The following is a 24708-nucleotide window of genomic DNA, read 5'->3' as shown; positions in this document are numbered from 1 at the left end:
CTTTAATATAGAAAAATATTAAATGTTTTTGAAAATTACTAACAATTCTGTTGGTTTTGTGGATAAAGTTGTCCACAGCAAAAAAAGCCCCTTATGTATAAGGGGCTTTTTTGCTTACTTCTATCAATCGAGAAAATTATGTAATGAAAATGAATAATTAGGGGGGAAACTTCTAATTATTCATTTTCACTTTAAATGCTTTTCGAGCGATATCCTGCTGCACGATCTGCTTTTTGAAATTCGCGTTGATAGAGAACTTCTTGTGTACTAGATAATGTGTTTTTTGCTTTATCACGTTTCTTTTTATCCATTACAAATCACCTCGTGTCTTAAAGTTACTATTTATCGTTTCCAAAGACATGAGGGGATATACGCATATGGAAAATGTTAATGATTGATTATCATTTCAGAAAATTTAGATTATGCTTCTTTTAATTGATGAGCATCTTGGAAGGTTGTATCTCGCATTGTAGCAAGTGTGTATTGATCTTTTGGAATTTCATATAAGTTATATACTTCTTCGTTTGCGTTAATTTCATCATATACGGCTTTTCTTGTTTCGTTTGCTAGATTCACATATTGCAGTTTTTCTGCAGCTTTAATAGAACGAATATTTATTTTACGAATACGCATGAAAATTGTTTCAATATCTAATTCATAGAAAAGTTCACTAAAAAATGAATCTTTTGCCAATTTATTATAGCCTTTTCCATGATATGGTTTGCCAAGCCATGTCCCGAGAAATCCAGCTTTTTCTTGCACATCAAATAAAGTAATTGTTCCGATAGGGTTACCCCATTCATCTAAAATTGTGCGTGAAATTAATTCACCACGCTCTTCAGCTTCAATCGTTTGTTTTGTTAAGAATAAATATTCTTCATAAGAATAAGCCTTTTGACGCACAAAAGGGAAGACAGCTGGATCCACCATTAACTCGTATAGAACGTGGCTGTCGTGTAAGTCGCGTTTTTTCAACATACTAACTCCTCCTCACACGAGGGTAGCATGACGAAAAAACACCCCACCCTCGAAATTTTTATATCAATCTTTAAAAAATTTCGGGGTGGGAATCGAACCCACTAGAACCAGTTTCTAACGCTGGTGGCGCACCATTTGCCTTCCCCATTCATCAATTTGAAAATGATAATCACGACACAAATTGATTATGGTTTCATTCAGTTTATAATCGTATAATACTTTATCTAGTCAAAAAAATAAACTAGTTTTTTTTATTTTTTTTGTAAATTATTTTTCCATCAATCATAGTTAGTACAGGCTTGGCTAAATAATGGAAAGGATGATGAGTCCATAACACGAGATCGGCGTCTTTTCCAACCTCGATGCTTCCAATTCTATCCTCTAAACGCAAATTTCGCGCTGGGAATATGGTAATTCCTTCTAGTGCTGTTTTCTCGTCTAATCCTTCTCTTACTGCGACAGCGGCACAAATATTTAAATATTGAATGGGTGTATAAGGATGATCTGTTGTTATAGAAACTTCCACACCATTTTTAGATAATATATGGTAAGTATCCCATGTCTTGTTTTTTAGTTCGATTTTAGAACGACGTGTCAGAGTGGGACCAACTGAAACCTTCAAATTATGTTTCGAAAGCTCTTCAACAAGAAAGTGTCCTTCTGTACAATGTTCAATACGTAGATCGAGGTTGAATTCCGTTGCAAAGCGTAGCGCAGAACTAATATCATCTGCTCGGTGAGCGTGGATACGTACGGGTATTTCACGACGTAATGCTTTTAAAATAGGAAGCATTCGAAAATCAGCTTCGTGCCCGTAGTGTTGTGCTTCATAGAATGATTCCCGAAGTAACCCCATAATCCCCATACGTGTAATGGATTCTTTTGTTCCATTACTATGGACTTTTTTAGGATTTTCTCCAAAGGCAATCTTTAAACCAGCAGGTTCTTGAATAATCATATGATCAATACAAGTTCCAGCTGTTTTTATTACACAAGTAGTCCCCCCGATAATATTTTGACTGCCAGGCATAACGTGAACGGTTGTAATTCCGTTTTGTACAGCGTCTTGAAAGGCGATATCCAAAGGGTGGATTCCATCTAAAGAACGAATATGTGGTGTTGAAACTTCAGATGTTTCATTGGCATCATTTCCAGCCCAACCAGTGCCTTCATCATAGAGACCAAGGTGAGTATGGACATCAATAAAGCCAGGTAAGAGATGGAGTGCTCGTGCATCTATAACGGTCATATCTTGAGTAGGTTGAATAAAAGGTTTGACCTCGGTAATTCGCTCTCCTGTAACGAGTACATCGCCTTGAAACTTTTGAGATGTAATAGGGTATACAATGGCTTGTTTGAGCAATATTTTCATAGGTACCTCATTTCTGTTACTTTATAATGCTAATGGAAGTTAAGGGAAAGTAACTGAAAGATTATTTGTATGGTAATGCTTCGGATCCTAGAAAATGAAAGTTTTGAAAGAGCCCATGTAAAATTGTGTTTTAGAAGTACTACATTGTATGCGAAAGTATATTTTGTAATGCATGGTCTATTGCCGGAAATGTGTATTGGTATCCATATTCAATTGCCTTAATGGGTAATACACGTTGCCCTTCTAGTACAAGTATGCTCATTTCACCCAGTAAAGTTTGAATGATAAATGAAGGTACAGGCAACCAATGAGGTTTTTTCATTATAGTTGCAATGTTTTCTCCAAATTCCTTCATTCTTATGGGTGTTGGTGCTGTCATATTAAGAGGACCATCAATTTCTTTTTTGTGTATGATGAAATCCATCATACGAACGACATCGTCTATATGAATCCATGATAACCATTGCTTCCCAGAACCAATGGTGCCGCCGATATAGAATTGATAGGGAAGTAGCATTTTGGGAAGAGCTCCTCCATTTGCACCTAATACAACTCCAAATCTTGCGTAGATTGTTCGTATGCCGAGAGAACGTGCTTTAGATGCTTCTTGTTCCCATGAATATACTGTATTTGCTAAAAAGTCATTTCCAGGAGTCTCATGCTGTTCTGTAAAAGACTCTATTTCAGATGTTCCGTAGTATCCAATAGCACTTGCGTTAATAAATGTGTGTGGCTTTGTATGGAGTCCCTGCAATTGTTTAATGAGTCCTTTTGTTGTTTGAATTCTACTGTTTAAAATGGCTTTCTTTTGTTGCTTTGTCCATCTACTATTAATAGACTCTCCGGCTAGATTAATAACTACATCAATAGAAGAGAGGGGGAAGGTTTGTAAATCTGGTGTCCATTGAACATACTGAAGGTTAGGGTCGGAAGTTTCAGTAGTTTTTTTTCGTGTGAGAATGTAAACAGTATATCCTTTTTGAATAAAAAAAGTAGAAAGGGATTTACCGATAAAGCCTGTACCACCAGAAATTGCGATTTTCACAAGTATTTCCTCCTCATTATATATATTCTTGAAAAGAAAAAATGTTCCTCGACTATGTTAAAATAATAGAGAGGTGAGAGTATGGCTGTCATTACAAAAATAGAAGTACAAAAACGATCGAAAGAACGATTTAATATTTATATTGATAAAGGTCAAGGCGAAGAGTACGGATTTAGTGTGGATCAAGTAATCTTAATAAAACATGGATTACAAAAGGGCTTAGAAATTGATGAAATCGAGTTAGGGAATATTTTGTACAATGAAGAAGTACAAAAAGCATATTTACAAGCAATCTCCTATTTATCCTATCAAATGAGAACAAAACAAGAAATAGAAGATTTTTTACGAAAAAAAGAAGTGGGACAGGCCATCATCTCTGAAGTCGTTTCGAAATTATTACATGACCGATATATTAATGATAAAGAGTATGCTGTTTTATATACGCGAACGCAAAGTAATGTGAATCGAAAAGGTCCAACTGTTATTAAAAGAGAGTTATTAAATAAAGGTGTTCAGGATTTAATTATTACACATAGTTTACAAGAATATCCGAAGGAAAAGCAAATTGAGAATGCCTTGTTTCTCATAGAGAAGAAGAAAAAATCTTATCAAAAACATTCTTTTTTACAAATGAAACTAAAGTTAGATGAGATGCTTGTTCGAAAAGGATATTCTAGAGAAGTAATTCAAATTTGTTTGGAAGAATTGAAAGACGAAAAAGATGACGAAAAGCAACAAGAAGCGTTACACTATCATGGGAATAAATATTATGAGAAATATAAGAAGCATGATGGATGGACATTTGAAAACAAGATGAAACAAGCGTTATATCGAAAAGGATTCTCTATTGATGAAATCGAGATATTTTTGCAAATGAAACGCGAAGAGGAATGAGGAGAATAAGATGAATATGCCAAAACGCTACAGTGAAATGACACCGCATGAGCTAAGGGAAGAAATTGGCGCTTTGAAGGAGCAAGCAGTAAAAGCTGAGCAGCTTGGGATTGTCAATGAATTTGATGTATTAATGAGAAAAATGGCAATGGCTCGTGCTTATATGACGGATATAAACAAGTTCCATATTGGTGAAACATATGAATTAGTAGAAGAACCTGGTGTATTATTTAAAATTACGTATTTCAATGGGGTATTTGCTTGGGGATATAAGCAAAATGATAATGAAGAGATTGGCATACCAATTTCCTTATTGCAAGAAAAATAAAAACCAGAGAGCACATATCTCTCTGGTTTTCATCTTTGGTAGGCGTTAAAGGAGATAGGAGATTCTAAAATTGGCGTTTTTTACATTCATTTGCCAATATAATGAGAGACTGGGTTTGTTGCGTCTGTCCGTTAACTTGTGCTTTCGCATGTTTTGGACGAGTCCACGTATGGTTAAATAATTCAGAACGACTATCTAAGCGATCACGGTAGCTCATCTTTATCACCTCGTGTAGGAAGTTAATTTAATTTGTACTATTCTTCCTGCTGATTTGCAGCACGCATACGTTCTTGTGGGTGCGTGTTAATTGTGCCGTTAGGTCGTTTCGAAGCGAAGCGTGATTTCGCTTTCGGTTGACCGTCGATTTTGCTGTTGTTTTTTGACTCAGACCAAAATTCGGCTTGTTTACCCATTGCGAACGCCCTCCTCATTATCGGTTGATACCTCTTTAAGAAGTATCAATTATAGAATGTGCAAAATTGAAGAAACTATCCTTTAGAAATGAAGGGATAAATAGGTAAAAGGAGATTATAATATGAATGATATTTATGAAACATTAACGAAAGAATTATTAGACAAGAATGACAAGCTTTCTTACGCACAAGCTCGTGCGTGGGTTGAGTTACTATGGGAAGATTTTCAAACAACTTATGCAAAATCAGGTCGTTATCAAGGCGATGAAATGACGGAACAAGTGGTACGATCATGGATTAATAATCATGGTGTACGCCTTCATGAAATGCGGACAAATAATCCGAAGTATAGTCATTTAATTAATCAAGAAGATCATTTGAAACATTAAAAAAAGCGACTTAAGTCGCTTTTTTTAATGTGGAAGTAATTCCAGTTTTTTTCGAAGCTTTTCTTCACTAAAGATCCATCCTGTATAGGAACTAATAATATTTAAATTGTGGTCGAGCTGAACGATTGCAACAAATGGATAATAATCTTTACTTCGATATCGTAAATCAATGAATCGTACTTCATAATAATGGTCATGATCAAAAATATCCCAGCGATATACAGGAGAGAAAGATAGGAAGGCTGAAATGTTTTCATCTTGTTTAGCTGCTCGCATAATATTATTGTCTGGGAACGGTACCCGATCGAACTTATCATATATCATGATGTTACCACGGTGCCATCTCGCAACGTAGTAATAATCAGCCGTAACGACTGCTAAATGGTAATGATAAAATCGGTAAGAAGGAGAAATGATAATCTTTTCGACATTTTTGAAACGTTTGTGTACAACGCTTCTTATATTTCTGTGCATCATAATCCGTCCGATATAGTAAACAATCATTAATATATATGCCGCTAAAGCTGTATATCCCTTATGAGAACCGACGAGCATGCAAGCAATTGCAAGTATATGGATAAAGAAAATTACGGTATCGAATGTATTAATTATGCCAAGTGCGACCCATTTTTTTGTGAAAGGTCGTAATGCTTGTGTACCATAGGCGTTGAAAATATCTACAAAGACGTGAAGAAAGACGGCAATAAATGACCAAAGTAGTAGATGAAGATATGGAGCTTCTGAAAAGAAGGCGAAAGAGATGCCACTTATAAGGAATGACCAAAGAATTACCGCAGGAATAGAATGAGTAATCCCACGATGATTTCTTATATATTTAGCGTTATTACGCAATTTTAAAACTGTGTCAATGTCAGGAATGTTGGAACCAGCAATTGTAGCAAGCATAACAGCTTGGGGGCCAATATCACTTTGTGCTATGGCTGGATCTAATGTTGCTAAGCTACCTAAAGTGATACCCATAACAAGGTGAGTGGCTGTGTCCATAGAAATCCACCTCCGTTTTTTATTAATGTAACTCTTTTTATTCGATACCTCAAGTCCTTTGCCTTCTATTTCCTATGTCATCTTACTTAAATTTTTTCCTAAAATCTTTATAATAGTACTTATATGCAAAAAAATGAGGGGGATCAAGTTTGACACTTGAAATACTAAACAATTTTAATATAGAGCAGTTTCAAAATGATTTAATTGGTTGGTTTGAAGAAGAACAGCGCGACTTACCGTGGAGAAAGAATAAAGATCCATACCGCGTTTGGGTTTCTGAAATTATGTTGCAGCAAACAAGAGTAGAAGCTGTAAAACCATATTACGCAAATTTTATGGGGAAGTTTCCTACACTTGAAGCGTTAGCGAACGCTGATGATGAAGAAGTATTAAAAGCATGGGAAGGTTTAGGATATTATTCTAGAGCACGTAATTTACATGCGGCAGTAAAAGAGGTAAAAGAAGTATACGGCGGGGTTGTACCAAGTGATGTAAAGAAAATTGAAAAGTTAAAAGGAGTAGGACCATATACAAAAGGTGCTATTTTAAGTATCGCATATGGTATACCAGAGCCGGCAGTTGATGGAAATGTTATGCGTGTATTATCTCGTATTTTATCAGTATGGGATGATATTGCAAAACCAAAGACTCGAAAAGTTTTTGAAGAGATTGTGCGTGAAATTATTTCAGTAGAAAACCCATCTTATTTTAATCAAGGATTGATGGAATTAGGTGCATTGATTTGTATTCCTAAAAATCCATCGTGCTTACTTTGTCCTGTGCGTGAGCATTGCAGAGGATATGCTGAAGGTGTTCAAAAAGAATTACCAGTAAAAAGTAAAGCGAAAGCTCCTAAAATGGTACCTATTGTTGCAGGCGTACTTCAAACTGAAGACGGTCGTTACGTTATTAATAAACGTCCAAGTACAGGTTTGTTAGCTAACATGTGGGAGTTTCCTAATGCTGAACTTGGAGAAGGTATTCGAAATCAGAAGGAACAGCTTATAGATTATATGAAAGAAAAATTTGAGCTCGAGGTTTCTATTGATGAATACGCAATGAATGTACAACATACGTTTACACATCGTACTTGGGATATATTTGTATTTTACGGAAAAGTAACCGGTAATATTGTTGATACAGATACATTAAAATTTGTATCGAAAGAGGTATTTGAGCAATTACCTTTCTCAAAATCACACCGTACTATTTATGAAAATTGTGTGGAGAAAATTACAATGCAATAAATAAAAAAGTGTTCCCAATCTAGGGAACACTTTTTTAATCGTAAGAAATTTTTGTCCCATGAGTCCAACTAGCTTCACCTTCTTGTAAGCCGCCTCTTGATTCGATTTCTACTACAATTTCTTTGTAAATACTTTGCCCTTCTACATTTAAATAAGGCAGAACCTGTTGTAGTGAGTGATGAAAATAAGCTAATTCATCTTCTTTCCATTCATTTTTTGAAATCATCGTTAGTTCAGTCATATCGCGTCCTATATACATATTTCCACCTCCATTTCTTATAGTTTGAATAAGTAACAAAAGATATATGCGGAAATTATTCAAAAGAAAATTACGGATAGCTTCTAAGTGAATTGGTTACATTATTGATTGTGGAGGTGAGAAAGATGAGTAAAAAACAACAAGGTTATAACAAGGCAACTTCTGGTGCTAGCATTCAAAGTACAAATGCTAGTTATGGTACAGAGTTTGCGACTGAAACAGATGTACAAGCTGTAAAACAAGCAAACGCACAATCAGAAGCAAAGAAAGCACAAGCTTCTGGTGCACAAAGTGCAAACGCTAGTTATGGTACAGAATTTGCAACTGAAACAGACGTGCATTCTGTGAAAAAACAAAATGCTAAGTCAGCTGCAAAACAATCACAATCTTCTAGCTCAAATCAGTAATGAAAGAAAAACACTTCTCTAATTCGGGAGAAGTGTTTTCTTTTTGCGTGGATCGTTGTAATGAAAAGAAAGCGAACGACATAACTTCTAATAAGTCAACAAATGTAGTCAAAGGAGAAGGAAGTTAACAATTAGAATTATGTAATTAGGAATAATAACTGATGAATAAGTCCAAAAGGGGGTAAGTAATGAACGATTTTGACAAGTTGGTAGGGGAGCAATTAGAAACGATGGATGAATTGTTAAAGTTACAAGCACATCTAGAGAAGTATCAACAAATTGAAATGAATGAAAAAGATACGTGCGATAAAAAAGAACTGCATTTTATCCGCCAGGAAATATATAGAACAGAAGTAGCGTTGAAGATGTTACATGAGAAATTTGAAGAACAAACGAATAGTGTAATTCAATCTTTTGCAACTGAAAAAATGATTTCAAATTTAGGATAAGATATATTGTTATCTTTAGGTGAAAAGTCCTTCTTTGTATGGAAATAGAGAAGGGCTTTTTCTATTACATGTCCTCGCTTATAAATAATGCAGTACAATCCCTATCTCTTAAGAAGAGTTGGGGCATAGTATTCAACGATAAACCTCCTGCATATTCAGTTTGAAAAATAGAGTCTTATCCCTTTAGTTTTAAAATTTCGACAAAAAAGTTATAATAGAAAAAAAGTGAATGCCGTTCAAAGGGCATTTGCAGTTGAAAGAAGGGAGCATATATGGGATTTCCCAAAGAAGGAGAAAAAGTACAAATACATAGTTATAAACATAATGGCTCCATTCATAGAATGTGGGAAGAAACAACAATTTTAAAAGGGACACAGAGTCTTGTAATCGGAGCGAATGATCGTACAGTAGTTACAGAATCGGATGGCCGAACATGGATTACTCGTGAACCAGCAATTTGTTATTTTCATGCCAACTATTGGTTTAATGTGATTGGGATGCTTAGGGAAGATGGCGTATATTATTATTGTAATTTAAGCTCACCTTTTGCGTATGATCCTGAAGCATTAAAGTATATTGATTATGATTTAGATATTAAAGTATATCCAGATATGACATATACGCTTCTAGATGAAGATGAGTATGAAAAACATAGTGAAATTATGCAGTATCCACCTGTTATTGATACAATTTTGAAACGAAATGTAGCACATTTAACACAGTGGATTCATCAAAGAAAAGGTCCATTTGCACCAGATTTCGTAGATATGTGGTATGAACGATATTTAATGTACAGAAATTAAAACAAACCTGCAGGGGGCTTCCCGGCAGGTTTGTCCTATTAGAGGGGGGATTATGTGCAAGGCATAAAAAGATATTTACAATTTGTTAAACCATATCGATGGCTTATTGCTATTACAATTATTATTGGACTAGTTAAGTTCGGTATCCCACTTATTATGCCGTGGTTATTAAAGTATATTATCGATGATGTAATTCAAGGCGCTGGCTCACTTCAAGATAAAACATCTCAATTAATAACAGCGATTGGAATTGCTTTCTTTATTTTTGCGGTATTAAGACCACCGATTGAATATTATCGTCAATATTTCGCCCAACGTATCGCAAATACAATACTGTATGATTTGCGGAAGCATATTTTCGGTCACTTACAAAAGTTAAGTTTACGTTATTACTCCAATACAAAAACAGGGGAGATTATTTCGCGTGTCATCCATGATGTAGAACAAACGAAAGATTTTGTAATTACTGGTTTGATGAACGTCTGGTTAGATACTGCAACAATTGCTATTGCTATCATTGTTATGTTTTCTATGAATATAAAATTAACATTTGTTGCGTTATTGATTTTACCTATTTATGTAATTGCAGTGAAATATTTTTTCGGACGTCTTCGGAAATTGACGAAAGAGCGTTCACAAGCGTTAGCGACGATGCAAGGGTATTTGCATGAACGTATTCAAGGAATGCAAGTGACACGTAGCTTTGCGTTAGAAGAGTATGAGGGGAAGCAGTTTGAAAAAAGAAATAATGAATTTTTAACGAAAGCATTAACCCATACAAGTTGGACGGCAAGAACATTTTCGGCAGTAAACACGTTAACCGATTTAGGTCCGTTACTTGTGATTGGTTTTGCAGCATATGAAGTAATTCAAGGGCAGTTAACGCTAGGAACGATGGTAGCTTTTGTTGGATATATGGATAGTTTATATAGTCCGCTTCGCCGCCTTGTTAATTCATCTACAACATTAACACAATCTTTTGCATCGATGGACCGTGTGTTTGAACTGTTAGATGAAAAATACGATATTGTTAATGTACCAAATGCGGTACAAACGAAAAAATTAAATGGAGAAATTGTATTTGACAATGTTTCTTTTCGTTATAATGCAGATGAAAAAGAGATATTACACAACTTGTCATTAACTATGCAACCTGGAGAGAAAGTAGCGCTTGTAGGAGCGAGTGGGGGAGGAAAGTCATCTCTTGCTAGTTTGATCCCGCGTTTCTATGATGTTTCTGAAGGCACGGTTTATGTAGATGGCATAGATGTAAGAAAGTATAATATGAGAAATTTGCGTAGTCATATTGGAATTGTACTGCAAGATAATTTATTGTTTAGCGATACAATTGGAGCTAATATTTTATATGGAAATCCGAAGGCTACAGAGAAAGAGGTGATTGCAGCTGCTAAAGCTGCGCAAATTCATGATTTTATTATAGACTTACCAGATGGTTATAATACTGTCGTTGGAGAACGTGGTGTGAAGCTATCGGGCGGGCAAAGACAACGCGTGGCAATTGCACGAGTGTTTCTAAAGAATCCTTCGGTACTTATATTAGATGAAGCAACTTCAGCATTAGATTTAGAAAATGAAAGGTATATTCAAGAGGCGCTTCAGACGTTAGCTGCTGACCGGACAACGATTATAATTGCACATCGATTAGCGACGATTACGCATGTTGATACGATTATTTACATTGAAGACGGTGAGATTAAAGAGACTGGTTCTCATGAAGAGTTAATGCGAAAAAGAGGATTTTATTACAATTTATATCAACTTCAACATATAACAGAAACAGCTCCTTTAGCATAAAAGGAGCTGTTTTTTATTCGTCTTCTTTTTTATCATCGATTTGGAGTTCTTTTTCTGGTTTATGGTATGTGTAGAAGCTATCTACAAGCAAATCTAAATGCTCTACTTCTTCACTATAGTTAATGATGGAAGAAATAAGAGGGAAGAGATGTAACCATGTTTTATATGCTTCTTCATCGTCTTTATTTTGATATTCCATAAAGATATCAATTAATTCTTGTTTACCTGTTTCAACTTCATCAAGCATTTCAACTGATTGTTGTTTTTTTGCTTTACCAATAAATTTTAATAAAACTTGTTCATGATAATGCGTTAATGAGTCAAGTTCGTTTTGGATAGATTCCTGAAATTCTTCCGGCATATAGCGCAGTTCATTTTCAGTACGGTGTAATGATTTTAACGTACTTAAAGCACGGCTTGTTGTCGCTAACATTTGTCTGAATAAAACGAGCTTACGAATTTTTGCGAACTTTACTTTTTTCGTGTAGCTTCTTTCTTCTTTATACAGCAAATAGTAATGGTTTAGTTTGATCATTTTTTCTTTCATACGATCAATATCAGTTTTTAGCGTTGTAAAATCAGAAGCCTGCCTGCTATTCATTCGAATCCATTTTACAATTTCTTCTGTATTATCAACGATACGATGATAAAGTTTTGTTTCATATTTTGGCGGCATAAATACTAAATTTACAAGTGAAGCCGCAATAATACCAATCATAATCGTCGCAAATCGAAGTAAGGCAAAACTAAAGAAATCTTCGCCTTGATACTCCATAATGGCGATAACTGTTACTAAAGCAATTGATATTGTGTTTTCTAATCGTAATTGTAATGTAAGAGCAATTACTAATATACATGTTAATCCAATAATAAAAGGATTATGTCCAAAAGCAGTAGCAAATGCGATAGCAAATATCGCACCAATTACATTTGCTTGAATTTGTTCAAGTGCTGTTAAATAAGAACGGTATACAGACGGTTGGACAGCAAAGATAGCTGAAATTCCCGCAAATACCGGACTCGGTAATTGAAGTAAAATACAAGCAAATAAAGCTAACGTGATGGCAATACCCGTTTTTAAAATGCGAGCACCAAGTTTCATACCCTTAATAAGATCCTTTCTCTTGTCATAATGAATGTACAACATGATACTATACATTCATTACAATATGTTAGCAAGTGATATTTTAGTGACGTTAAAAGAAATTAGTGTTCATTTTATCCCGCTAATTGTGAGTAGTAAGATTCACGCCTCAAAATTCAGAAGCTGGATGCCGGTAAACGTCCGATTGGTGTAGGCTAATTAAAGTTTCACTTTATAATTTTTCCTAATTCCTTTTAAACATCAGTTTTTAGTAAAAAAACCTGCTGAATTTCAGCAGGTCTCAAATTGTTACTATAGATTACTATGAGAAGCGTACTTCGTCAATTTTTTCTTAATAATGAAAATTACTCATTTTACTCTGTTGAGATAGATGGATCTGCCTGTTCTTTTTTCGGGATAATCTCAAAAAACTTGTTCTGTATATCATCTAATAATGGTGTTAACAAAGCAACTTCCTCATATTGCTCGTGCTCGTTTAGTACACGAATATAGTCTAGCAATAATTCAGTTACATCTTTCAAACCATTTTTACTAATTGGTTGTAATGTAACATTTGCGCCTTTTGCGATTCTTCTTTTTAAGGCCTGTTCTGTTAAGCCTAAGTTTGAATCACGGCGCAAATAAACAACACCGCCAGTCATGCCAGCGCAAATCCATGGACCAGGGTCACCTAAAACAAGCGCTCGCCCATTTGTCATATATTCAAAAGCAAAACCTTTAATATTGGAGTATGCACCTATATTTCCTTGCTCTTTTTCACGGAGTGGTTTTGTTATTCTACCTCCAATTATCATGTCTGCCCCAGAAAGGCGAATGCCAGCGCGAGCATCAGCGTTCCCTTGCACGTATAGTGCCCCTTTTTGTGCACCATATCCAAATCCTTTTCCGACAGAACCGTTATAATATACTCCGTCTTTTCCTTTTGATTTCGTTATATAAATCCCACCACCAAAGGAAGTTTTACCAATGCCATCTTGTGCGCCGCCATTTACGTGTATAAATAAATTTTCACTATTGTAAGCACCTAACCCATTTCCGGGAATAGAACCATTCGTATACTTTAATGTAAGTGGTTCAAGTTGAGTAGCTTCATATAGTTTACTGCGAACGCGATAACATGATTCTAGACCACCCATAACGCGTTGCTCTACACCAACGCCTACCAATTCTTTTGAGTCAGCGGAATGAACTGTCTTAAATTGTTTTTCCGGTACGCCTTCTGTTGTTGTAACAGATGGATGTTCTATTATTTGTAGTAAATTACGTAAGTTTAATAAATTTTCGCCTCGAACTTGCTCTAATAAATCAGAACGCCCAACAATTGCTTGTAAATTTGTATAACCAAGCTGTCCTGTTAATCGTTTTAGTTCTACACCGAAAGAGGTGAATAAATTTAGCAGGCCAGCAACTGCGCTTTCTAATTCGCGTGGGACGAAGCGGCGTAACCCATGTTCTTTTGCTTGTGCTTCAGACTCGATTTGTGTCGCAATTCCAACATGGCAAGTATCTAGATGGCACCCACGGCAAGTAGTACAGCCGATTGCAATCATTGATAGTGTGCCAAATCCAATACGGTTTGCTCCGAGGAGCATGATTTTCAAGGCATCATTTACACTTCGAATACCACCATCTGCCCAAATCTCTACTTTATGTCTCATGCTTGCTTCTAATAAAGCGTTGTGAGCGGCTTTAACACCAATTTCTACAGGGAGACCTACATGCTGCAATGCGTGAATACGTGCAGCGCCTGTTCCGCCATCGAATCCGCTAATGTTAATAAAATCAGCGCCAGCTTTGGCGATACCGACAGCAATTGTTCCGATATTAGGAACAACAGGGACTTTCACGGCTACTTTGGCAAGTTGATTAGCTGTTTTAATTTCTGTAATCATTTGAGCTAAATCTTCAATTGAATAAATATCATGGTTATTAGAAGGTGAAATTAAATCTGAGCCGATTGTCGCATTACGTGCTTCAGCGATTTTGGCTGTCACTTTTGAACCAGGTAAATGCCCACCTTCCCCAGGCTTTGCGCCTTGACCGATTTTGATTTCAATTAAGTTTGATGAGTTTAGTAGTTCGGCATTTACTCCAAATCGCCCAGATGCCACTTGTTGTCCACGTGTATGTGGATATTTTCCAATCATATCTTTAATTTCGCCGCCTTCACCGTTCAAGCTAATCATATTTAGCTGATCGGCTGCTTCTGCATATGCGCGAAAGGCAATTTCGTTTTGAGAACCAAATGACATAGAACTAATAATAAATGGTAAATTATGATTTTTGATGCCGATAGATACTTCTTCAGTTGGAACGACATGTTTTGTTTGTTTCGTTTGAACAAGGTGTCTGATTGCAATTGGATTATTCTCTTCTAGTTCACTTAACTTGTCACGGTAATCATCATAAGAATTTCCTTTTGCAACATCGCCGATTGCTTTCCAAATTCGCGGGAATATATGAAATGATTTTCGCATTCTAATTTTAGGATTGTTATAATCCTCTGCTCGTATTTTTGCATCTTCAACAAGTGATTCAAGTGAAAAGGCTAAATCATTTGAACCGAAGAAATTTGTAATCTGTAATATATTTGCGATTTCTTCATGTAACCCAATAGATGAATAGAGACGTCCGTAACCACGTAACTCATGAATTCCAATTGTTGAAATGACTTTTTCTAATCCTTTATTAAGTGCATTATATAGATTCGTAATTGGTGTTTTTGTTCCATCATTTACAGTCGCGAATAATAAATATGGATTAATACCATCTGCTCCTAATCCATATAGCGTGACAATGTCATGTAAGGAGCGAAGAGCACCAGAACGTATAACGAGAGAACAATTGCGGCGTAATTTATTTTCACTTAATGCTTGATGTACTTTAGCAGTAACTAAATGTGGATCAATCCACAATCGTTCATTTAGATGGGCTTTTGCGTCATCTAATACTAGTAGGGAAGCGCCATTGTTAACAGCAGCTATCGCTTCAGAACTAATGCGGCTTAATGCGCATTGCAGAGTTTCTGACGAGCTGAATGTAGCAGAGATTGTGGCGATAGAGTTATGAGTCTTAAATAGCTCTATGAGTTGTTCGTACGTAATTGTGTGTAATTCCTCTGCAATAGGTTGTGCCACGCTGCCTTCTAAAATAATTGGTGAAAGCATTTCAACTACAAATGGCCGTTTTGCGCCGCTTAATAAACTTGGACGCTCTCCAAGTACAGTACGTGTAGAGAAGTGTTCAATTTCACGGTCACGGTCAATTGCAGGGTTTGTAACAACAGCTACACTTTCTTTAATAAAGTCAGCGATATTTCGTCTATCAGTATCGAGTGCGGCAAGTGGTGAGTCATGCCCAAGTGAGCGTATTGGCTCAACGCCTTTTGTTGCCATCTGTTCAAGAAGTTGAATATGTTCTCGGTCCCATCCGAAAGCGACGTATTGTTTCGTTTCAACTTGAACAGAATCACATAGCCCTTGGATTTTTTTCGTTTCAGGGATAGATAAATTTAAATGGTAATTGGTAGTATCAATTCGCTTTTTAAAACGGTTATATACTTGGATTTGATATTCGTCATATTCATAAAGAACAAGTTCATCTTGTTCATTCCATTTTAATCCGACTTTTTCTCCAGGAGCGAGTGGTTTTGGTTCTGCTACATATTTAGTTGGTGATACAACTCCAGGTTCAGAAGAGAAAATATAAGAGCTCTCTGTCTCTACTTTCCATACTGGGCGTAATCCAAGGGAATCAACGCTGAAAACAGCTTCATCTTTAAAACGGGAAATGATGCCAGCTGGTCCTTGTGCAAAATGTCCCCATGCTTCACGTATATACGTATATAAATCTTGTAAAGGTGTTTCATAAAGTTTAATTTCATTAATAATTGGTGGGAATAGAATTTCCATTGCTTCAAATAAGCTGTAGCCGTATTGAACAAGTAGGGTTTCTAAGGTGCGGTTTAAATCTTGAGAGTCACTGCCTCCTGCAGTAAGTGGTACATCAATCATTTCAGCTTGATCGCGTAATTTCGCAATTGTGTTAATTTCACCATTATGTCCGAGAATGCTAAATGGTTGTACACGAAAAAAATTAGATAATGTATTAGTAGAGTAGCGGTTATGTCCTAATGTCATAGTTGAAGCGATAAGCGGATGTTGTAAATCATTATAGTAGGCAACAAGCGTATCACCAGCACCTAGAACTTTATATACAACATGATCATGACTTAATGAAGCAACATGAATTGCTTCGTTTTCCTCTATTTTTATTGTGACAGAAAATAATGTTTGCTCAATATTTGTAATTTCGTTTTCTGCGATAAGGGCAACTTGCCAAAATAAAGGTTCTTCTTGTTTACCAAGTGGACCGAGCGCATCTGAGTTTGTTGCATCATCACTTTCGAAAATGATTGCAAAGTTTTTGTTGTTTAATTGCGTACGAATATAATCTTTTAAGGCAGTAATGTTTTCTTTTTTATTTAGAAAAAAATGTCCAACGATAAAGTGGGGATGATCCACAATCGTTGGATTATATCCGCTACTTTTTAGTTTTTCATTCCAAAGCGTTTTTGGTATATCAATGTGAATGCCGATGCCATCGCCCTCGCCATTAATGAAACCAGCTCTATGATTCATTTTGACGAGTGATTGTATGCAAAGGTCAATGTTTTCTTTTGTAGCAATTTTTCGTTTCTCCATAACGGAAACGATTCCACACGCATCATGTTCTGCATTTCTATAATCTCGAAATAAAGACGGTGTCCATGTATTTTTTTTATTGAGCATCCGTCAATCCCCCCTCTTTTAAAAGTTAGAATAATCTTACTATTTAAGGTGCAAATCACCTTGTACACAGAGATAGTAATGCTGTAAAAGAATATAAAACAGATAATTATGAATAATTATACTATTAATGCGTGATTTATGAAATAGAAAAAAGGAAAAAAGAAAGGTGAGCTTTCTTTTTTCCTTTTAATGAAGGGATTATTTATTGTCTGCTAGGGCAACAAATGCTCTGCCGACAGCTTCGATTGTATATTCAATATCTTCTTTTGTATGTTCTGTAGTTAAGAACCATGCCTCGTATTTAGAAGGTGCTAAGTTAACTCCTTCTTGAAGCATAAGCTTGAAGAATTTACCGAACATTTCACCGTCTGTATCTTGTGCGGCATCGTAATCTTCAATTGTATTAGTTGTGAAGTATACAGTTAAAGCCCCTTTTAGACGATTTAATGTAATGTCGATATTATGTTTCGCTGCTTGCTCTAAAATTCCTTTTTCAAGCATTGCACCAAGTTCATCTAATTTCTCATAAAGCCCTTCTTGTTGAAGTACTTCTAGACAAGCGATACCTGATGCCATAGAAGCAGGGTTTCCTGCCATTGTACCAGCTTGGTATGCAGGTCCAAGCGGAGCAACTTGTTCCATAATTTCTTTCTTACCACCGTAAGCACCGATTGGTAAGCCGCCGCCAATAACTTTACCAAGCGCTGTTAAGTCGGGTGTAACACCAAGTAAGTCTTGAGCACCGCCGTACATAAAGCGGAAAGCAGTAATAACTTCATCATAAATTACTAGTGCGCCAGCTTCGTGAACAAGTTCATTCACTTTTTCAAGGAATCCAGGTTTAGGCTCTACAATACCGAAGTTTCCAACGATCGGTTCTACAAGGATAGCTGCTACTTCATGACCCCATTTATCTAAAGCTTCTTTTAAAGTTTCTACATTGTTAAATGGAACGGTAATAACTTCTTGTGCGATACTTTGTGGTACGCCAGCTGAGTCAGGAGTTCCTAAAGTAGAAGGGCCAGATCCAGCTGCCACAAGTACTAAATCAGAATGACCGTGGTAACAACCAGCAAATTTCATGATTTTTGTGCGACCTGTATAAGCACGAGCAACACGAATCGTTGTCATCACTGCTTCTGTACCAGAGTTTACGAAACGGACTTTATCTAATGCAGGCATTGCTTCTTTTAACATTTTTGCGAATTTTACCTCTAGCGCTGTTGGTGTTCCATAAAGTACCCCATTTTCAGCAGCTGTTGTAATTGCTTTTGTTATATGCGGATGAGCATGTCCAGTAATAATAGGACCGTATGCTGCTAAATAATCGATATATTTATTTCCGTCTACATCCCAGAAATAAGCGCCTTTCCCACGTTCCATAGCAACAGGAGCGCCGCCGCCAACTGCTTTAAAAGAACGAGAAGGACTGTTAACACCGCCAACGATATGCTCTAAAGCTTCTTTATGTAATGCTTCTGACTTTGTGAAATTCACTACAATTCATCTCCTTACAAAAATCTATGTATTATTCTAACATGTTTTTCGAAAAGACGTATTGTTTGTGATAGCGAAGGCAGTTGGGTAAACTATTCGTTGTGACATTTAGGAGGGGGGTCCGATTATGAAATCGGTAATTGAGGTACAAGGGTTACGTAAAGAGTTTACAGCCTATTCAAGTCGTCCGGGCTTAAAGGGTGCATTTCGCGATTTATTAAACCGTAATTATAAAATAGTACCAGCAGTAAATGATGTATCTTTTACTGTAAAGCAAGGTGAAATGGTTGGTTATATCGGTGAGAACGGTGCTGGTAAATCAACAACAATTAAAATGCTTACGGGGATTTTAACTCCGACATCAGGGCAAATCACAGTAAATGGAATGAACCCACATAAACAAAGAGAAGAATTTGTAAGAACAATTGGTGTTGTTTTTGGACAGCGTTCGCAACTTTGGTGGGATATTGCAGTACAAGAATCGTTTCGTTTATTAAAGAAAGTGTATGGTGTATCAGACGCTCAGTATAAGGAGCATATGGAACACGTAATTGAAACGTTAGATATAGGGCCCTTATTAGATAAACCAGTTCGAAAATTATCTCTTGGTCAAAGGATGCGTTGTGAATTAGCGGCAGCCTTAATTCATAATCCACCGTTATTATTTTTAGATGAGCCAACAATTGGGTTAGATGTACTTGTGAAATTGAAAATACGTGAATTTTTAAAAGAAATGAATGAACGTTATAAAACAACAATTTTATTAACAACACACGATATTACTGATATTGAAGCTTTATGTGAGCGCGTTATCATGCTGGATGAAGGAAATATTATGTATGACGGTTCTTTAAATAATCTTCGTACGCAGTGGGGAGCGGAGAAGGAAATTCACTTTCAGTTTGTTGCACCAGTTTCCTATCAGGCTTTATCAATGGTTATGCCAGATAATCATGTCGTTTGGTCGAAAGCAAAAGAGGAAAATGCATGGGTTGCAAAAATTCCGAATGAAGAAGTTATTATTTCAATGCTTATTTCTAAAGTAGTACAAGCCTTTCAAATTAAAGATTTAAAAATTAACGAAGTGTCTACAGAGGAAATTATTCGTAACATTTATGAAGAAGGTATTACGCATGGGTAAGTATATTGAAATGATTCGAATTCGCTTTTTAATGATGCTTGCGTATCGTACAAATTACTATAGCGGGATTTTAATTTATACGATTAATATCGGTGCTTACTATTTTTTATGGCAAGCAATTTATAGCGGAAAAGAGAATATTGAAAGTTTATCTATTTCGCAAATGACCACGTATATCGCAATCGCGTGGATGGCACGTGCCTTCTATTTTAATAATATAGATAGGGAAATTGCGATGGAGATTCAAGAAGGACGTGTGGCTGTAGAATTAATTCGTCCGTATAACTATTTGGGAATGAAAGTTATGCAAGGTCTTGGCGAGGGAATATTCCGTTTTGCCTTCTTTTCCATTCCAGGCATGGTTATCGTTACGTTATTATTTTCGTTGCAAATTACAACAAGTTTTCAAACGTGGTTATATTTCTTCTTATCTTTAATATTTAGTTTTATTATTAATACACAAATTAATTTAATGACGGGAATGCTTACGTTTTTCCTATTTAATAATAGTGGGATTATGTATGCAAAACGCGTTGTTATTGATTTATTTTCAGGTCTATTATTACCAATTAGTTTTTATCCGCTATGGGCCCAAAAAGCAATGATGTTTTTACCGTTTCAGGCTATTAGTTATATTCCAAGTATGATTTTTTCTGAAGGTATACAGGGGAGTAAGTTGTATGAGGCTTTAGTATTTCAAGTGATTTGGGCGATTGTACTTATTATTCCAATTGTACTCATGTGGAGAACGGCGAGAAAACGTCTAATTGTACAAGGGGGATGATGAGATGCTATATATAAACTTATTTTTACAATATGCAAGTCAATATATAAAAACAAAATTGGAGTATCGAGGCGATTTTATCGTTGGTTTACTTTCTGATTTATCGCTTCAAGCAGTTAATTTAATATTTATTCTCGTTGTATTTGGGCATACACAAGCATTGAAGGGATGGAGTCGAGAAGAAGTAATCTTTATTTATGGTTTCTTTTTAGTACCATTTGCCATCTTTTCAGCTTTCTTTAATATATGGGATTTTAATGATCGATACATTATTAAAGGGGAGATGGATCGTGTATTAACGCGGCCGATCCATAGCCTATTTCAAATTATATTAGAAAGAATGGAACTTGAATCTTTAATTGGAGCTATTACAGGGATTGTTGTAATGGGATATGCAGCTGTGGAGTTACAATTATCTTTTTACTGGTATGATTTCTTCTTATTTATATTGATGGTAGGAGGAGGAGCACTTGTATATGGAGGTATATTTGTTACGCTGGCGAGCCTTGGTTTTTGGTCGGATGCGAAAAGTTCAATTATGCCTCTTATGTATAACATAGGTAATTACGGGCGCTATCCTGTTAATATTTATAATCGTGTAATTCGTTTCATTTTAACGTTTGTTTTACCGTTTGCGTTTGTTGGAGTATATCCAGCGGCATACTTTTTAAGAAAAACAGAATGGAATAGTTATGCATTTGCGACGCCGATTGTTGGTGTTATCTGTTTTACGATTGCAATCACCCTCTGGAACCAAGGAGTAAAAAGGTATCGTGGCGCGGGTAATTAATTATAGAAGCTTGTTCGTTTCTAAGGGATAAATCAGTTCTCCACCTCATACATATAAAATGAGGTGGAGGACATGTTATGGGGATTTATTCTATTAATTGCAGCAATCGCTATTTTGAAAAGTGTCCAATTATTATGGAGTTCCTATTCGGATTCAACGCGTTTTTTTTCGCTCTATAATTTGGCCACATTATTTTTAATCTATACAACAGTACTAATCGCATTTGGATTAAGTTACGTTGTATTAGAGGAAATGGGTTTCGCAGTTTTGAAAGAGGACGGAGAAAGTTTGAACGCTCATTCTTTTCAACTCGTCGAAGTTTGTTTATATTTTAGCGCAGTTACTTTATTGTCTGTTGGATATGGTGACATATCTCCGATTGGAATGGGGCGATGGATTGCAATCGCAGAAGCGCTAATTGGATATACACTCCCTTTTGCTTTTGTGATGAGGTCTGTAATAGACAATGAAAAATAAGGAAGCATTTGTTATAGTAAAGGAAAAGAGTAGGAGTGATAACTATGATTACAGTAGGAGAAATGGCACCAGAATTCACATTAGAGGGAAGTAACGGAGAAGAAGTTTGCCTAGCTGATTTCCGCGGTAAAAATGTAGTTCTCTATTTTTATCCGAAAGATATGACGCCAGGATGTACAACTGAAGCATGTGATTTTCGTGATGCGTATGGAGTATTTCAAGAGAAGGATACGGTTATTCTTGGAGTAAGTCCTGATTCAGCGAATAGACATTTGAAATTCATTGAGAAACATGAATTGCCATTTATACTTTTAGTAGATGAAGATCATAAAGTAGCAGAGTTATACGATGTTTGGAAGTTAAAAAAGAACTTTGGGAAAGAGTATATGGGAATCGAGCGTTCTACATTCCTTATTAATAAAGACGGTGAACTTGTAAAAGAGTGGCGTAAAGTGAAAGTGAAAGGACATATTGAGGATGTTCTTTCTTATATAAAATAAATCTACATTGGAGATAAAATATGCAGAAACAAGGCGAGTGTCTATACATATTTTACTGCCTTACATAAAGTGGAAGTGTAGGGCATACCTCCTCAGATGATAGTATTCCAAGTGCGATTATGTCGCACTTTTTTCTATGGAATATATGAAGAAAAAAGGGAAAGATACATAAAAACAAGTCCTGAATATAAAAATAAACTACATACTTATAGTAGAAATATTGACGATTTATAAGAAAAGGAGTACACTCTTTATAAGAATTATAAAATAATAATCCGTATAGAATCGGGGTGCATGACGGTGGTCAAAGAAGAATTAAAAGAAGCGCTAGAAATGCTGAAAAATACGGGTGTACGCATTACTCCACAGCGTCATGCTATTTTAGAGTACCTTGTGGAATCAATGACGCACCCAACAGCGGATGATATTTATAAAGCATTAGAAGGTAAGTTTCCAAATATGAGTGTTGCAACTGTCTATAATAACTTACGTGTGTTTAAAGAGGTTGGACTTGTAAAGGAATTAACTTATGGAGACGCTTCAAGTAGATTTGATTATGTTACAAGTCAACATTATCATGTGATTTGCGAAAAATGTGGTAAGATTGTTGATTTTCCTTATGGAGGCTTGGAAAAGCTGGAAGAGGAAGCTGCGAAAACGACAGGCTTCGTTATCAATAGTCATCGCTTAGAAATTTATGGCGTTTGTCCAGAGTGTCATAAGGCGTAATATATAATAAAGAAAGAGGCTGACGGCTATACGTCAGCCTCTTTCTTTATTATATAAGGATTAGCGTGAGGTTAATCGGGATTTACAGTGCTAAGTTAGTAAGGAGGGTTAGATAAAAGTTTGTCGAATTTACTTTGTATTGGTGGAAATGAATTCTGGGAGGGGACATTTTGAAGAAATATGAGATTAAAAATAACATTCCAACATTGGAAGAATATAAATATTTATGTGATTCTGTGGGATGGACTAACTATATGAACTTTGAGGTGGCGGAAATATCACTTCAAAATTCGATTTACTGTATAACAGTCAAGGATAATAATCAAATCATTGGCATGGGGAGAATTGTTGGTGATGGGGCTATCTATTTCTATATTCAAGATATAGTGGTTCATCCAGAGTATCAAAAGAATGGTATTGGAAAGAAAATAATGAATACTTTAGTAGAATACTTAAATGGGAATGCTCCAGATAAAGCATTCATTGGTTTGTTTGCGTCGCAAGGTAAAACATCATTCTACGAAAAATATGATTTTAAAGATTATTCGCCTAATATGACAGGGATGTTTACTGTTATTTCGAAAAAATAGGTGTAATAAATTTAATAAAACAATTAAAAAGTTGATTTTTTAAGAAATCAACTTTTTAATGAGTTGAAACGTTTGTAGTGTTGCAAATTCGTATTTCCCTTGATACTTATGATTTATAACTCTTCTTATTATACTTTTCATCAAATTCTTTTCCTTCTAGATCTCGATCTAGTGTTAAAGGTTGATTGCAGTGCATACATGCATCGACACGGCCGAGCATTTTGGTTGGCTTATCACAGCTTGGGCAAATAATTTGGATAGTCTTAGTAGATAACATGCCAATCCAAAAGTAAACGACAGTGCTAGCGATAACAGCTAAAAAGCCAACCATCATAAACGTTGTCATAATAATAATGTTTTCGCGGAAAAAGACACCTAAGTATGCAATGAAGAGGCCGATAAATACTAAACTTAATGCAAAGGTCCGGATTTTATTGATTTTGTTTGAATACTTAATGCTCATTCTCACCACGCTCCTATACTAATAATATAACATAAAATTTAGAATTTTCACTCTCGTGTAAATTGATAAAGAGATAAGATATGAAATGAATAGGAGGGGAGCCAAGAATGAATGGACGCTATAATGATTTTTACAGCGGATTTTAAGTTTTTAACGGGATGTGAAATTTTTTTATAAAAAGTATTGACCCTGTATATACTGCATGATATATTAATAACCGTCGCTGATGCGGAAACGCAGAAAACGACAAAAAAGAAATTAAAAAACTTAGTTGACATTGAAAAATGAAGATGTTAACATAAGGAAGTCGCAAATGAGCGACCAAGTAGTTCTTTGAAAACTGAACGAAACAAACAACGTGAAACGTCAATTTTTATTTTAGATGCTAGACAAACTAACTTTATTGGAGAGTTTGATCCTGGCTCAGGATGAACGCTG

27 protein-coding genes are annotated in these 24708 nt (G+C 35.7%); 15 read left to right on the top strand and 12 right to left on the bottom strand.

The window, feature by feature from the left end; translation table 11 throughout:
- Positions 1-191 precede the first annotated feature (191 nt).
- From ACTFP3_RS23890 to ACTFP3_RS23875, 4 genes are all read right to left on the bottom strand, one after another.
- Complete coding sequence (locus ACTFP3_RS23890) at positions 192-311, bottom strand: YfhE family protein (protein ID WP_000358482.1); 120 nt, start codon at positions 309-311, stop codon at positions 192-194.
- A 109-nt stretch (positions 312-420) separates the two neighbouring features.
- Positions 421-978: a GNAT family N-acetyltransferase gene (locus ACTFP3_RS23885; protein ID WP_000914737.1), complete on the bottom strand. Its 558-nt coding sequence runs from the start codon at positions 976-978 to the stop codon at positions 421-423.
- 241 nt (positions 979-1219) lie between these two features.
- Positions 1220-2350 (bottom strand): amidohydrolase, encoded by a 1131-nt coding sequence (locus tag ACTFP3_RS23880; RefSeq protein WP_000698319.1) that lies wholly within the window; start codon positions 2348-2350, stop codon positions 1220-1222.
- A gap of 139 nt (positions 2351-2489) precedes the next feature.
- Entirely contained in the window at positions 2490-3395 is a 906-nt protein-coding gene (locus tag ACTFP3_RS23875; RefSeq protein ID WP_326036168.1) for a TIGR01777 family oxidoreductase, read from the bottom strand.
- 81 nt (positions 3396-3476) lie between these two features.
- Between ACTFP3_RS23875 and recX the strand changes: the two genes are divergently transcribed.
- Together recX and ACTFP3_RS23865 are read left to right on the top strand one after the other, a co-directional pair.
- A complete protein-coding gene (recX, locus tag ACTFP3_RS23870) occupies positions 3477-4289 on the top strand; it encodes a recombination regulator RecX (protein WP_000268502.1) in 813 nt (270 codons plus the stop codon).
- Positions 4290-4299: 10 nt separating this feature from the next.
- Positions 4300-4617 carry a YfhH family protein gene (locus ACTFP3_RS23865; RefSeq protein ID WP_001057020.1) on the top strand — a complete coding sequence of 106 codons (318 nt, stop codon included), beginning with the start codon at positions 4300-4302 and terminating at the stop codon, positions 4615-4617.
- A 64-nt stretch (positions 4618-4681) separates the two neighbouring features.
- Here ACTFP3_RS23865 and ACTFP3_RS23860 read toward each other — a convergent pair whose 3' ends face one another.
- A complete protein-coding gene (locus ACTFP3_RS23860; protein WP_000122093.1) occupies positions 4682-4834 on the bottom strand; it encodes a YpzG family protein in 153 nt (50 codons plus the stop codon).
- A 37-nt stretch (positions 4835-4871) separates the two neighbouring features.
- Positions 4872-5030, bottom strand: a complete 159-nt coding sequence (locus ACTFP3_RS23855; protein WP_000517891.1) for a small, acid-soluble spore protein K — start codon at positions 5028-5030, stop codon at positions 4872-4874.
- A 122-nt stretch (positions 5031-5152) separates the two neighbouring features.
- On the opposite strand from ACTFP3_RS23855, the gene ACTFP3_RS23850 reads away from it, so the two are divergent.
- The gene (locus ACTFP3_RS23850) at positions 5153-5419 is read left to right on the top strand and encodes a YfhJ family protein (protein ID WP_000998166.1); all 267 of its coding nucleotides are present in this window, start codon (positions 5153-5155) and stop codon (positions 5417-5419) included.
- 24 nt (positions 5420-5443) lie between these two features.
- Here ACTFP3_RS23850 and ACTFP3_RS23845 read toward each other — a convergent pair whose 3' ends face one another.
- Positions 5444-6424, bottom strand: a complete 981-nt coding sequence (locus ACTFP3_RS23845) for a metal-dependent hydrolase (protein ID WP_000379112.1) — start codon at positions 6422-6424, stop codon at positions 5444-5446.
- A 149-nt stretch (positions 6425-6573) separates the two neighbouring features.
- On the opposite strand from ACTFP3_RS23845, the gene mutY reads away from it, so the two are divergent.
- Positions 6574-7671: an A/G-specific adenine glycosylase gene (gene mutY, locus ACTFP3_RS23840; RefSeq protein ID WP_000171397.1), complete on the top strand. Its 1098-nt coding sequence runs from the start codon at positions 6574-6576 to the stop codon at positions 7669-7671.
- Positions 7672-7705: 34 nt separating this feature from the next.
- Here mutY and ACTFP3_RS23835 read toward each other — a convergent pair whose 3' ends face one another.
- Positions 7706-7930, bottom strand: coding sequence for a hypothetical protein (locus ACTFP3_RS23835; RefSeq protein ID WP_000275436.1), 225 nt, complete (start codon positions 7928-7930; stop codon positions 7706-7708).
- Between the two features lie 125 nt (positions 7931-8055).
- Here ACTFP3_RS23835 and ACTFP3_RS23830 point away from each other — a divergent pair, with 125 nt between their 5' ends.
- The 4 genes from ACTFP3_RS23830 (at position 8056) to ACTFP3_RS23815 (ending at position 11404) form a co-directional block, all read left to right on the top strand.
- Positions 8056-8337 (top strand): gamma-type small acid-soluble spore protein, encoded by a 282-nt coding sequence (locus ACTFP3_RS23830; RefSeq protein ID WP_025687085.1) that lies wholly within the window; start codon positions 8056-8058, stop codon positions 8335-8337.
- A gap of 188 nt (positions 8338-8525) precedes the next feature.
- Entirely contained in the window at positions 8526-8786 is a 261-nt protein-coding gene (locus tag ACTFP3_RS23825; protein ID WP_000997575.1) for a YgaB family protein, read from the top strand.
- A gap of 272 nt (positions 8787-9058) precedes the next feature.
- A complete protein-coding gene (gene ntdP, locus ACTFP3_RS23820; protein ID WP_000506622.1) occupies positions 9059-9589 on the top strand; it encodes a nucleoside tri-diphosphate phosphatase in 531 nt (176 codons plus the stop codon).
- 54 nt (positions 9590-9643) lie between these two features.
- Positions 9644-11404 carry an ABC transporter ATP-binding protein gene (locus ACTFP3_RS23815; protein ID WP_001161598.1) on the top strand — a complete coding sequence of 587 codons (1761 nt, stop codon included), beginning with the start codon at positions 9644-9646 and terminating at the stop codon, positions 11402-11404.
- Between the two features lie 13 nt (positions 11405-11417).
- On the opposite strand, the gene ACTFP3_RS23810 is transcribed toward ACTFP3_RS23815, so the two are convergent.
- The 3 genes from ACTFP3_RS23810 to hemL form a co-directional block, all read right to left on the bottom strand.
- Positions 11418-12506, bottom strand: coding sequence for an aromatic acid exporter family protein (locus ACTFP3_RS23810; RefSeq protein WP_000765787.1), 1089 nt, complete (start codon positions 12504-12506; stop codon positions 11418-11420).
- A gap of 356 nt (positions 12507-12862) precedes the next feature.
- Positions 12863-17299, bottom strand: coding sequence for a glutamate synthase-related protein (locus ACTFP3_RS23805; protein ID WP_440011425.1), 4437 nt, complete (start codon positions 17297-17299; stop codon positions 12863-12865).
- A 198-nt stretch (positions 17300-17497) separates the two neighbouring features.
- Complete coding sequence (hemL, locus tag ACTFP3_RS23800; RefSeq protein WP_440011423.1) at positions 17498-18796, bottom strand: glutamate-1-semialdehyde-2,1-aminomutase; 1299 nt, start codon at positions 18794-18796, stop codon at positions 17498-17500.
- A 127-nt stretch (positions 18797-18923) separates the two neighbouring features.
- Between hemL and ACTFP3_RS23795 the strand changes: the two genes are divergently transcribed.
- The 7 genes from ACTFP3_RS23795 (at position 18924) to ACTFP3_RS23765 (ending at position 23807) form a co-directional block, all read left to right on the top strand.
- Complete coding sequence (locus ACTFP3_RS23795) at positions 18924-19937, top strand: ABC transporter ATP-binding protein (RefSeq protein WP_000843655.1); 1014 nt, start codon at positions 18924-18926, stop codon at positions 19935-19937.
- Entirely contained in the window at positions 19930-20721 is a 792-nt protein-coding gene (locus tag ACTFP3_RS23790; protein ID WP_440011421.1) for an ABC transporter permease, read from the top strand. Before ACTFP3_RS23795 ends, ACTFP3_RS23790 begins: the two co-directional genes overlap by 8 nt.
- A gap of 4 nt (positions 20722-20725) precedes the next feature.
- On the top strand, positions 20726-21511 hold the full coding sequence (locus ACTFP3_RS23785; protein ID WP_000965773.1) for an ABC transporter permease: 786 nt from the start codon (positions 20726-20728) through the stop codon (positions 21509-21511).
- Positions 21512-21583: 72 nt separating this feature from the next.
- Positions 21584-21988, top strand: a complete 405-nt coding sequence (locus ACTFP3_RS23780; RefSeq protein ID WP_044306598.1) for a potassium channel family protein — start codon at positions 21584-21586, stop codon at positions 21986-21988.
- Between the two features lie 44 nt (positions 21989-22032).
- A complete protein-coding gene (bcp, locus tag ACTFP3_RS23775) occupies positions 22033-22488 on the top strand; it encodes a thioredoxin-dependent thiol peroxidase (RefSeq protein ID WP_048568183.1) in 456 nt (151 codons plus the stop codon).
- A 300-nt stretch (positions 22489-22788) separates the two neighbouring features.
- The gene (perR, locus tag ACTFP3_RS23770; RefSeq protein WP_000237829.1) at positions 22789-23217 is read left to right on the top strand and encodes a peroxide-responsive transcriptional repressor PerR; all 429 of its coding nucleotides are present in this window, start codon (positions 22789-22791) and stop codon (positions 23215-23217) included.
- 170 nt (positions 23218-23387) lie between these two features.
- Positions 23388-23807: a GNAT family N-acetyltransferase gene (locus ACTFP3_RS23765; RefSeq protein WP_000759737.1), complete on the top strand. Its 420-nt coding sequence runs from the start codon at positions 23388-23390 to the stop codon at positions 23805-23807.
- Positions 23808-23913: 106 nt separating this feature from the next.
- Here ACTFP3_RS23765 and ACTFP3_RS23760 read toward each other — a convergent pair whose 3' ends face one another.
- A complete protein-coding gene (locus ACTFP3_RS23760; protein ID WP_000025058.1) occupies positions 23914-24270 on the bottom strand; it encodes a YgzB family protein in 357 nt (118 codons plus the stop codon).
- Positions 24271-24708 lie beyond the last annotated feature (438 nt).

Source organism: Bacillus cereus group sp. MYBK5-2 (assembly GCF_051915685.1).
GTDB classification, from domain to species: domain Bacteria; phylum Bacillota; class Bacilli; order Bacillales; family Bacillaceae_G; genus Bacillus_A; species Bacillus_A cereus.
Note: the sequence above shows the minus strand (reverse complement) of the source record. Positions and strands in the feature narration are given on the sequence as shown.

Excerpts from the sequence above, each read along its gene's own strand:
- ACTFP3_RS23810 (WP_000765787.1), bottom strand. The coding sequence starts at position 12,506 with ATGAAACTTGGTGCTCGCATTTTAAAAACGGGTATTGCCATCACGTTA.
- ACTFP3_RS23825 (WP_000997575.1), top strand. The coding sequence starts at position 8,526 with ATGAACGATTTTGACAAGTTGGTAGGGGAGCAATTAGAAACGATGGAT.
- ACTFP3_RS23785 (WP_000965773.1), top strand. The coding sequence starts at position 20,726 with ATGCTATATATAAACTTATTTTTACAATATGCAAGTCAATATATAAAA.
- ACTFP3_RS23835 (WP_000275436.1), bottom strand. The coding sequence starts at position 7,930 with ATGTATATAGGACGCGATATGACTGAACTAACGATGATTTCAAAAAAT.
- ACTFP3_RS23890 (WP_000358482.1), bottom strand. The coding sequence starts at position 311 with ATGGATAAAAAGAAACGTGATAAAGCAAAAAACACATTATCTAGTACA.
- ACTFP3_RS23805 (WP_440011425.1), bottom strand. The coding sequence starts at position 17,299 with ATGCTCAATAAAAAAAATACATGGACACCGTCTTTATTTCGAGATTAT.
- ACTFP3_RS23790 (WP_440011421.1), top strand. The coding sequence starts at position 19,930 with ATGGGTAAGTATATTGAAATGATTCGAATTCGCTTTTTAATGATGCTT.
- ACTFP3_RS23845 (WP_000379112.1), bottom strand. The coding sequence starts at position 6,424 with ATGGACACAGCCACTCACCTTGTTATGGGTATCACTTTAGGTAGCTTA.
- ACTFP3_RS23855 (WP_000517891.1), bottom strand. The coding sequence starts at position 5,030 with ATGGGTAAACAAGCCGAATTTTGGTCTGAGTCAAAAAACAACAGCAAA.
- bcp (WP_048568183.1), top strand. The coding sequence starts at position 22,033 with ATGATTACAGTAGGAGAAATGGCACCAGAATTCACATTAGAGGGAAGT.
- ACTFP3_RS23780 (WP_044306598.1), top strand. The coding sequence starts at position 21,584 with ATGTTATGGGGATTTATTCTATTAATTGCAGCAATCGCTATTTTGAAA.
- ACTFP3_RS23850 (WP_000998166.1), top strand. The coding sequence starts at position 5,153 with ATGAATGATATTTATGAAACATTAACGAAAGAATTATTAGACAAGAAT.
- ACTFP3_RS23760 (WP_000025058.1), bottom strand. The coding sequence starts at position 24,270 with ATGAGCATTAAGTATTCAAACAAAATCAATAAAATCCGGACCTTTGCA.
- ACTFP3_RS23865 (WP_001057020.1), top strand. The coding sequence starts at position 4,300 with ATGAATATGCCAAAACGCTACAGTGAAATGACACCGCATGAGCTAAGG.
- ntdP (WP_000506622.1), top strand. The coding sequence starts at position 9,059 with ATGGGATTTCCCAAAGAAGGAGAAAAAGTACAAATACATAGTTATAAA.
- recX (WP_000268502.1), top strand. The coding sequence starts at position 3,477 with ATGGCTGTCATTACAAAAATAGAAGTACAAAAACGATCGAAAGAACGA.
- ACTFP3_RS23885 (WP_000914737.1), bottom strand. The coding sequence starts at position 978 with ATGTTGAAAAAACGCGACTTACACGACAGCCACGTTCTATACGAGTTA.
- ACTFP3_RS23795 (WP_000843655.1), top strand. The coding sequence starts at position 18,924 with ATGAAATCGGTAATTGAGGTACAAGGGTTACGTAAAGAGTTTACAGCC.
- ACTFP3_RS23880 (WP_000698319.1), bottom strand. The coding sequence starts at position 2,350 with ATGAAAATATTGCTCAAACAAGCCATTGTATACCCTATTACATCTCAA.
- ACTFP3_RS23830 (WP_025687085.1), top strand. The coding sequence starts at position 8,056 with ATGAGTAAAAAACAACAAGGTTATAACAAGGCAACTTCTGGTGCTAGC.
- ACTFP3_RS23860 (WP_000122093.1), bottom strand. The coding sequence starts at position 4,834 with ATGAGCTACCGTGATCGCTTAGATAGTCGTTCTGAATTATTTAACCAT.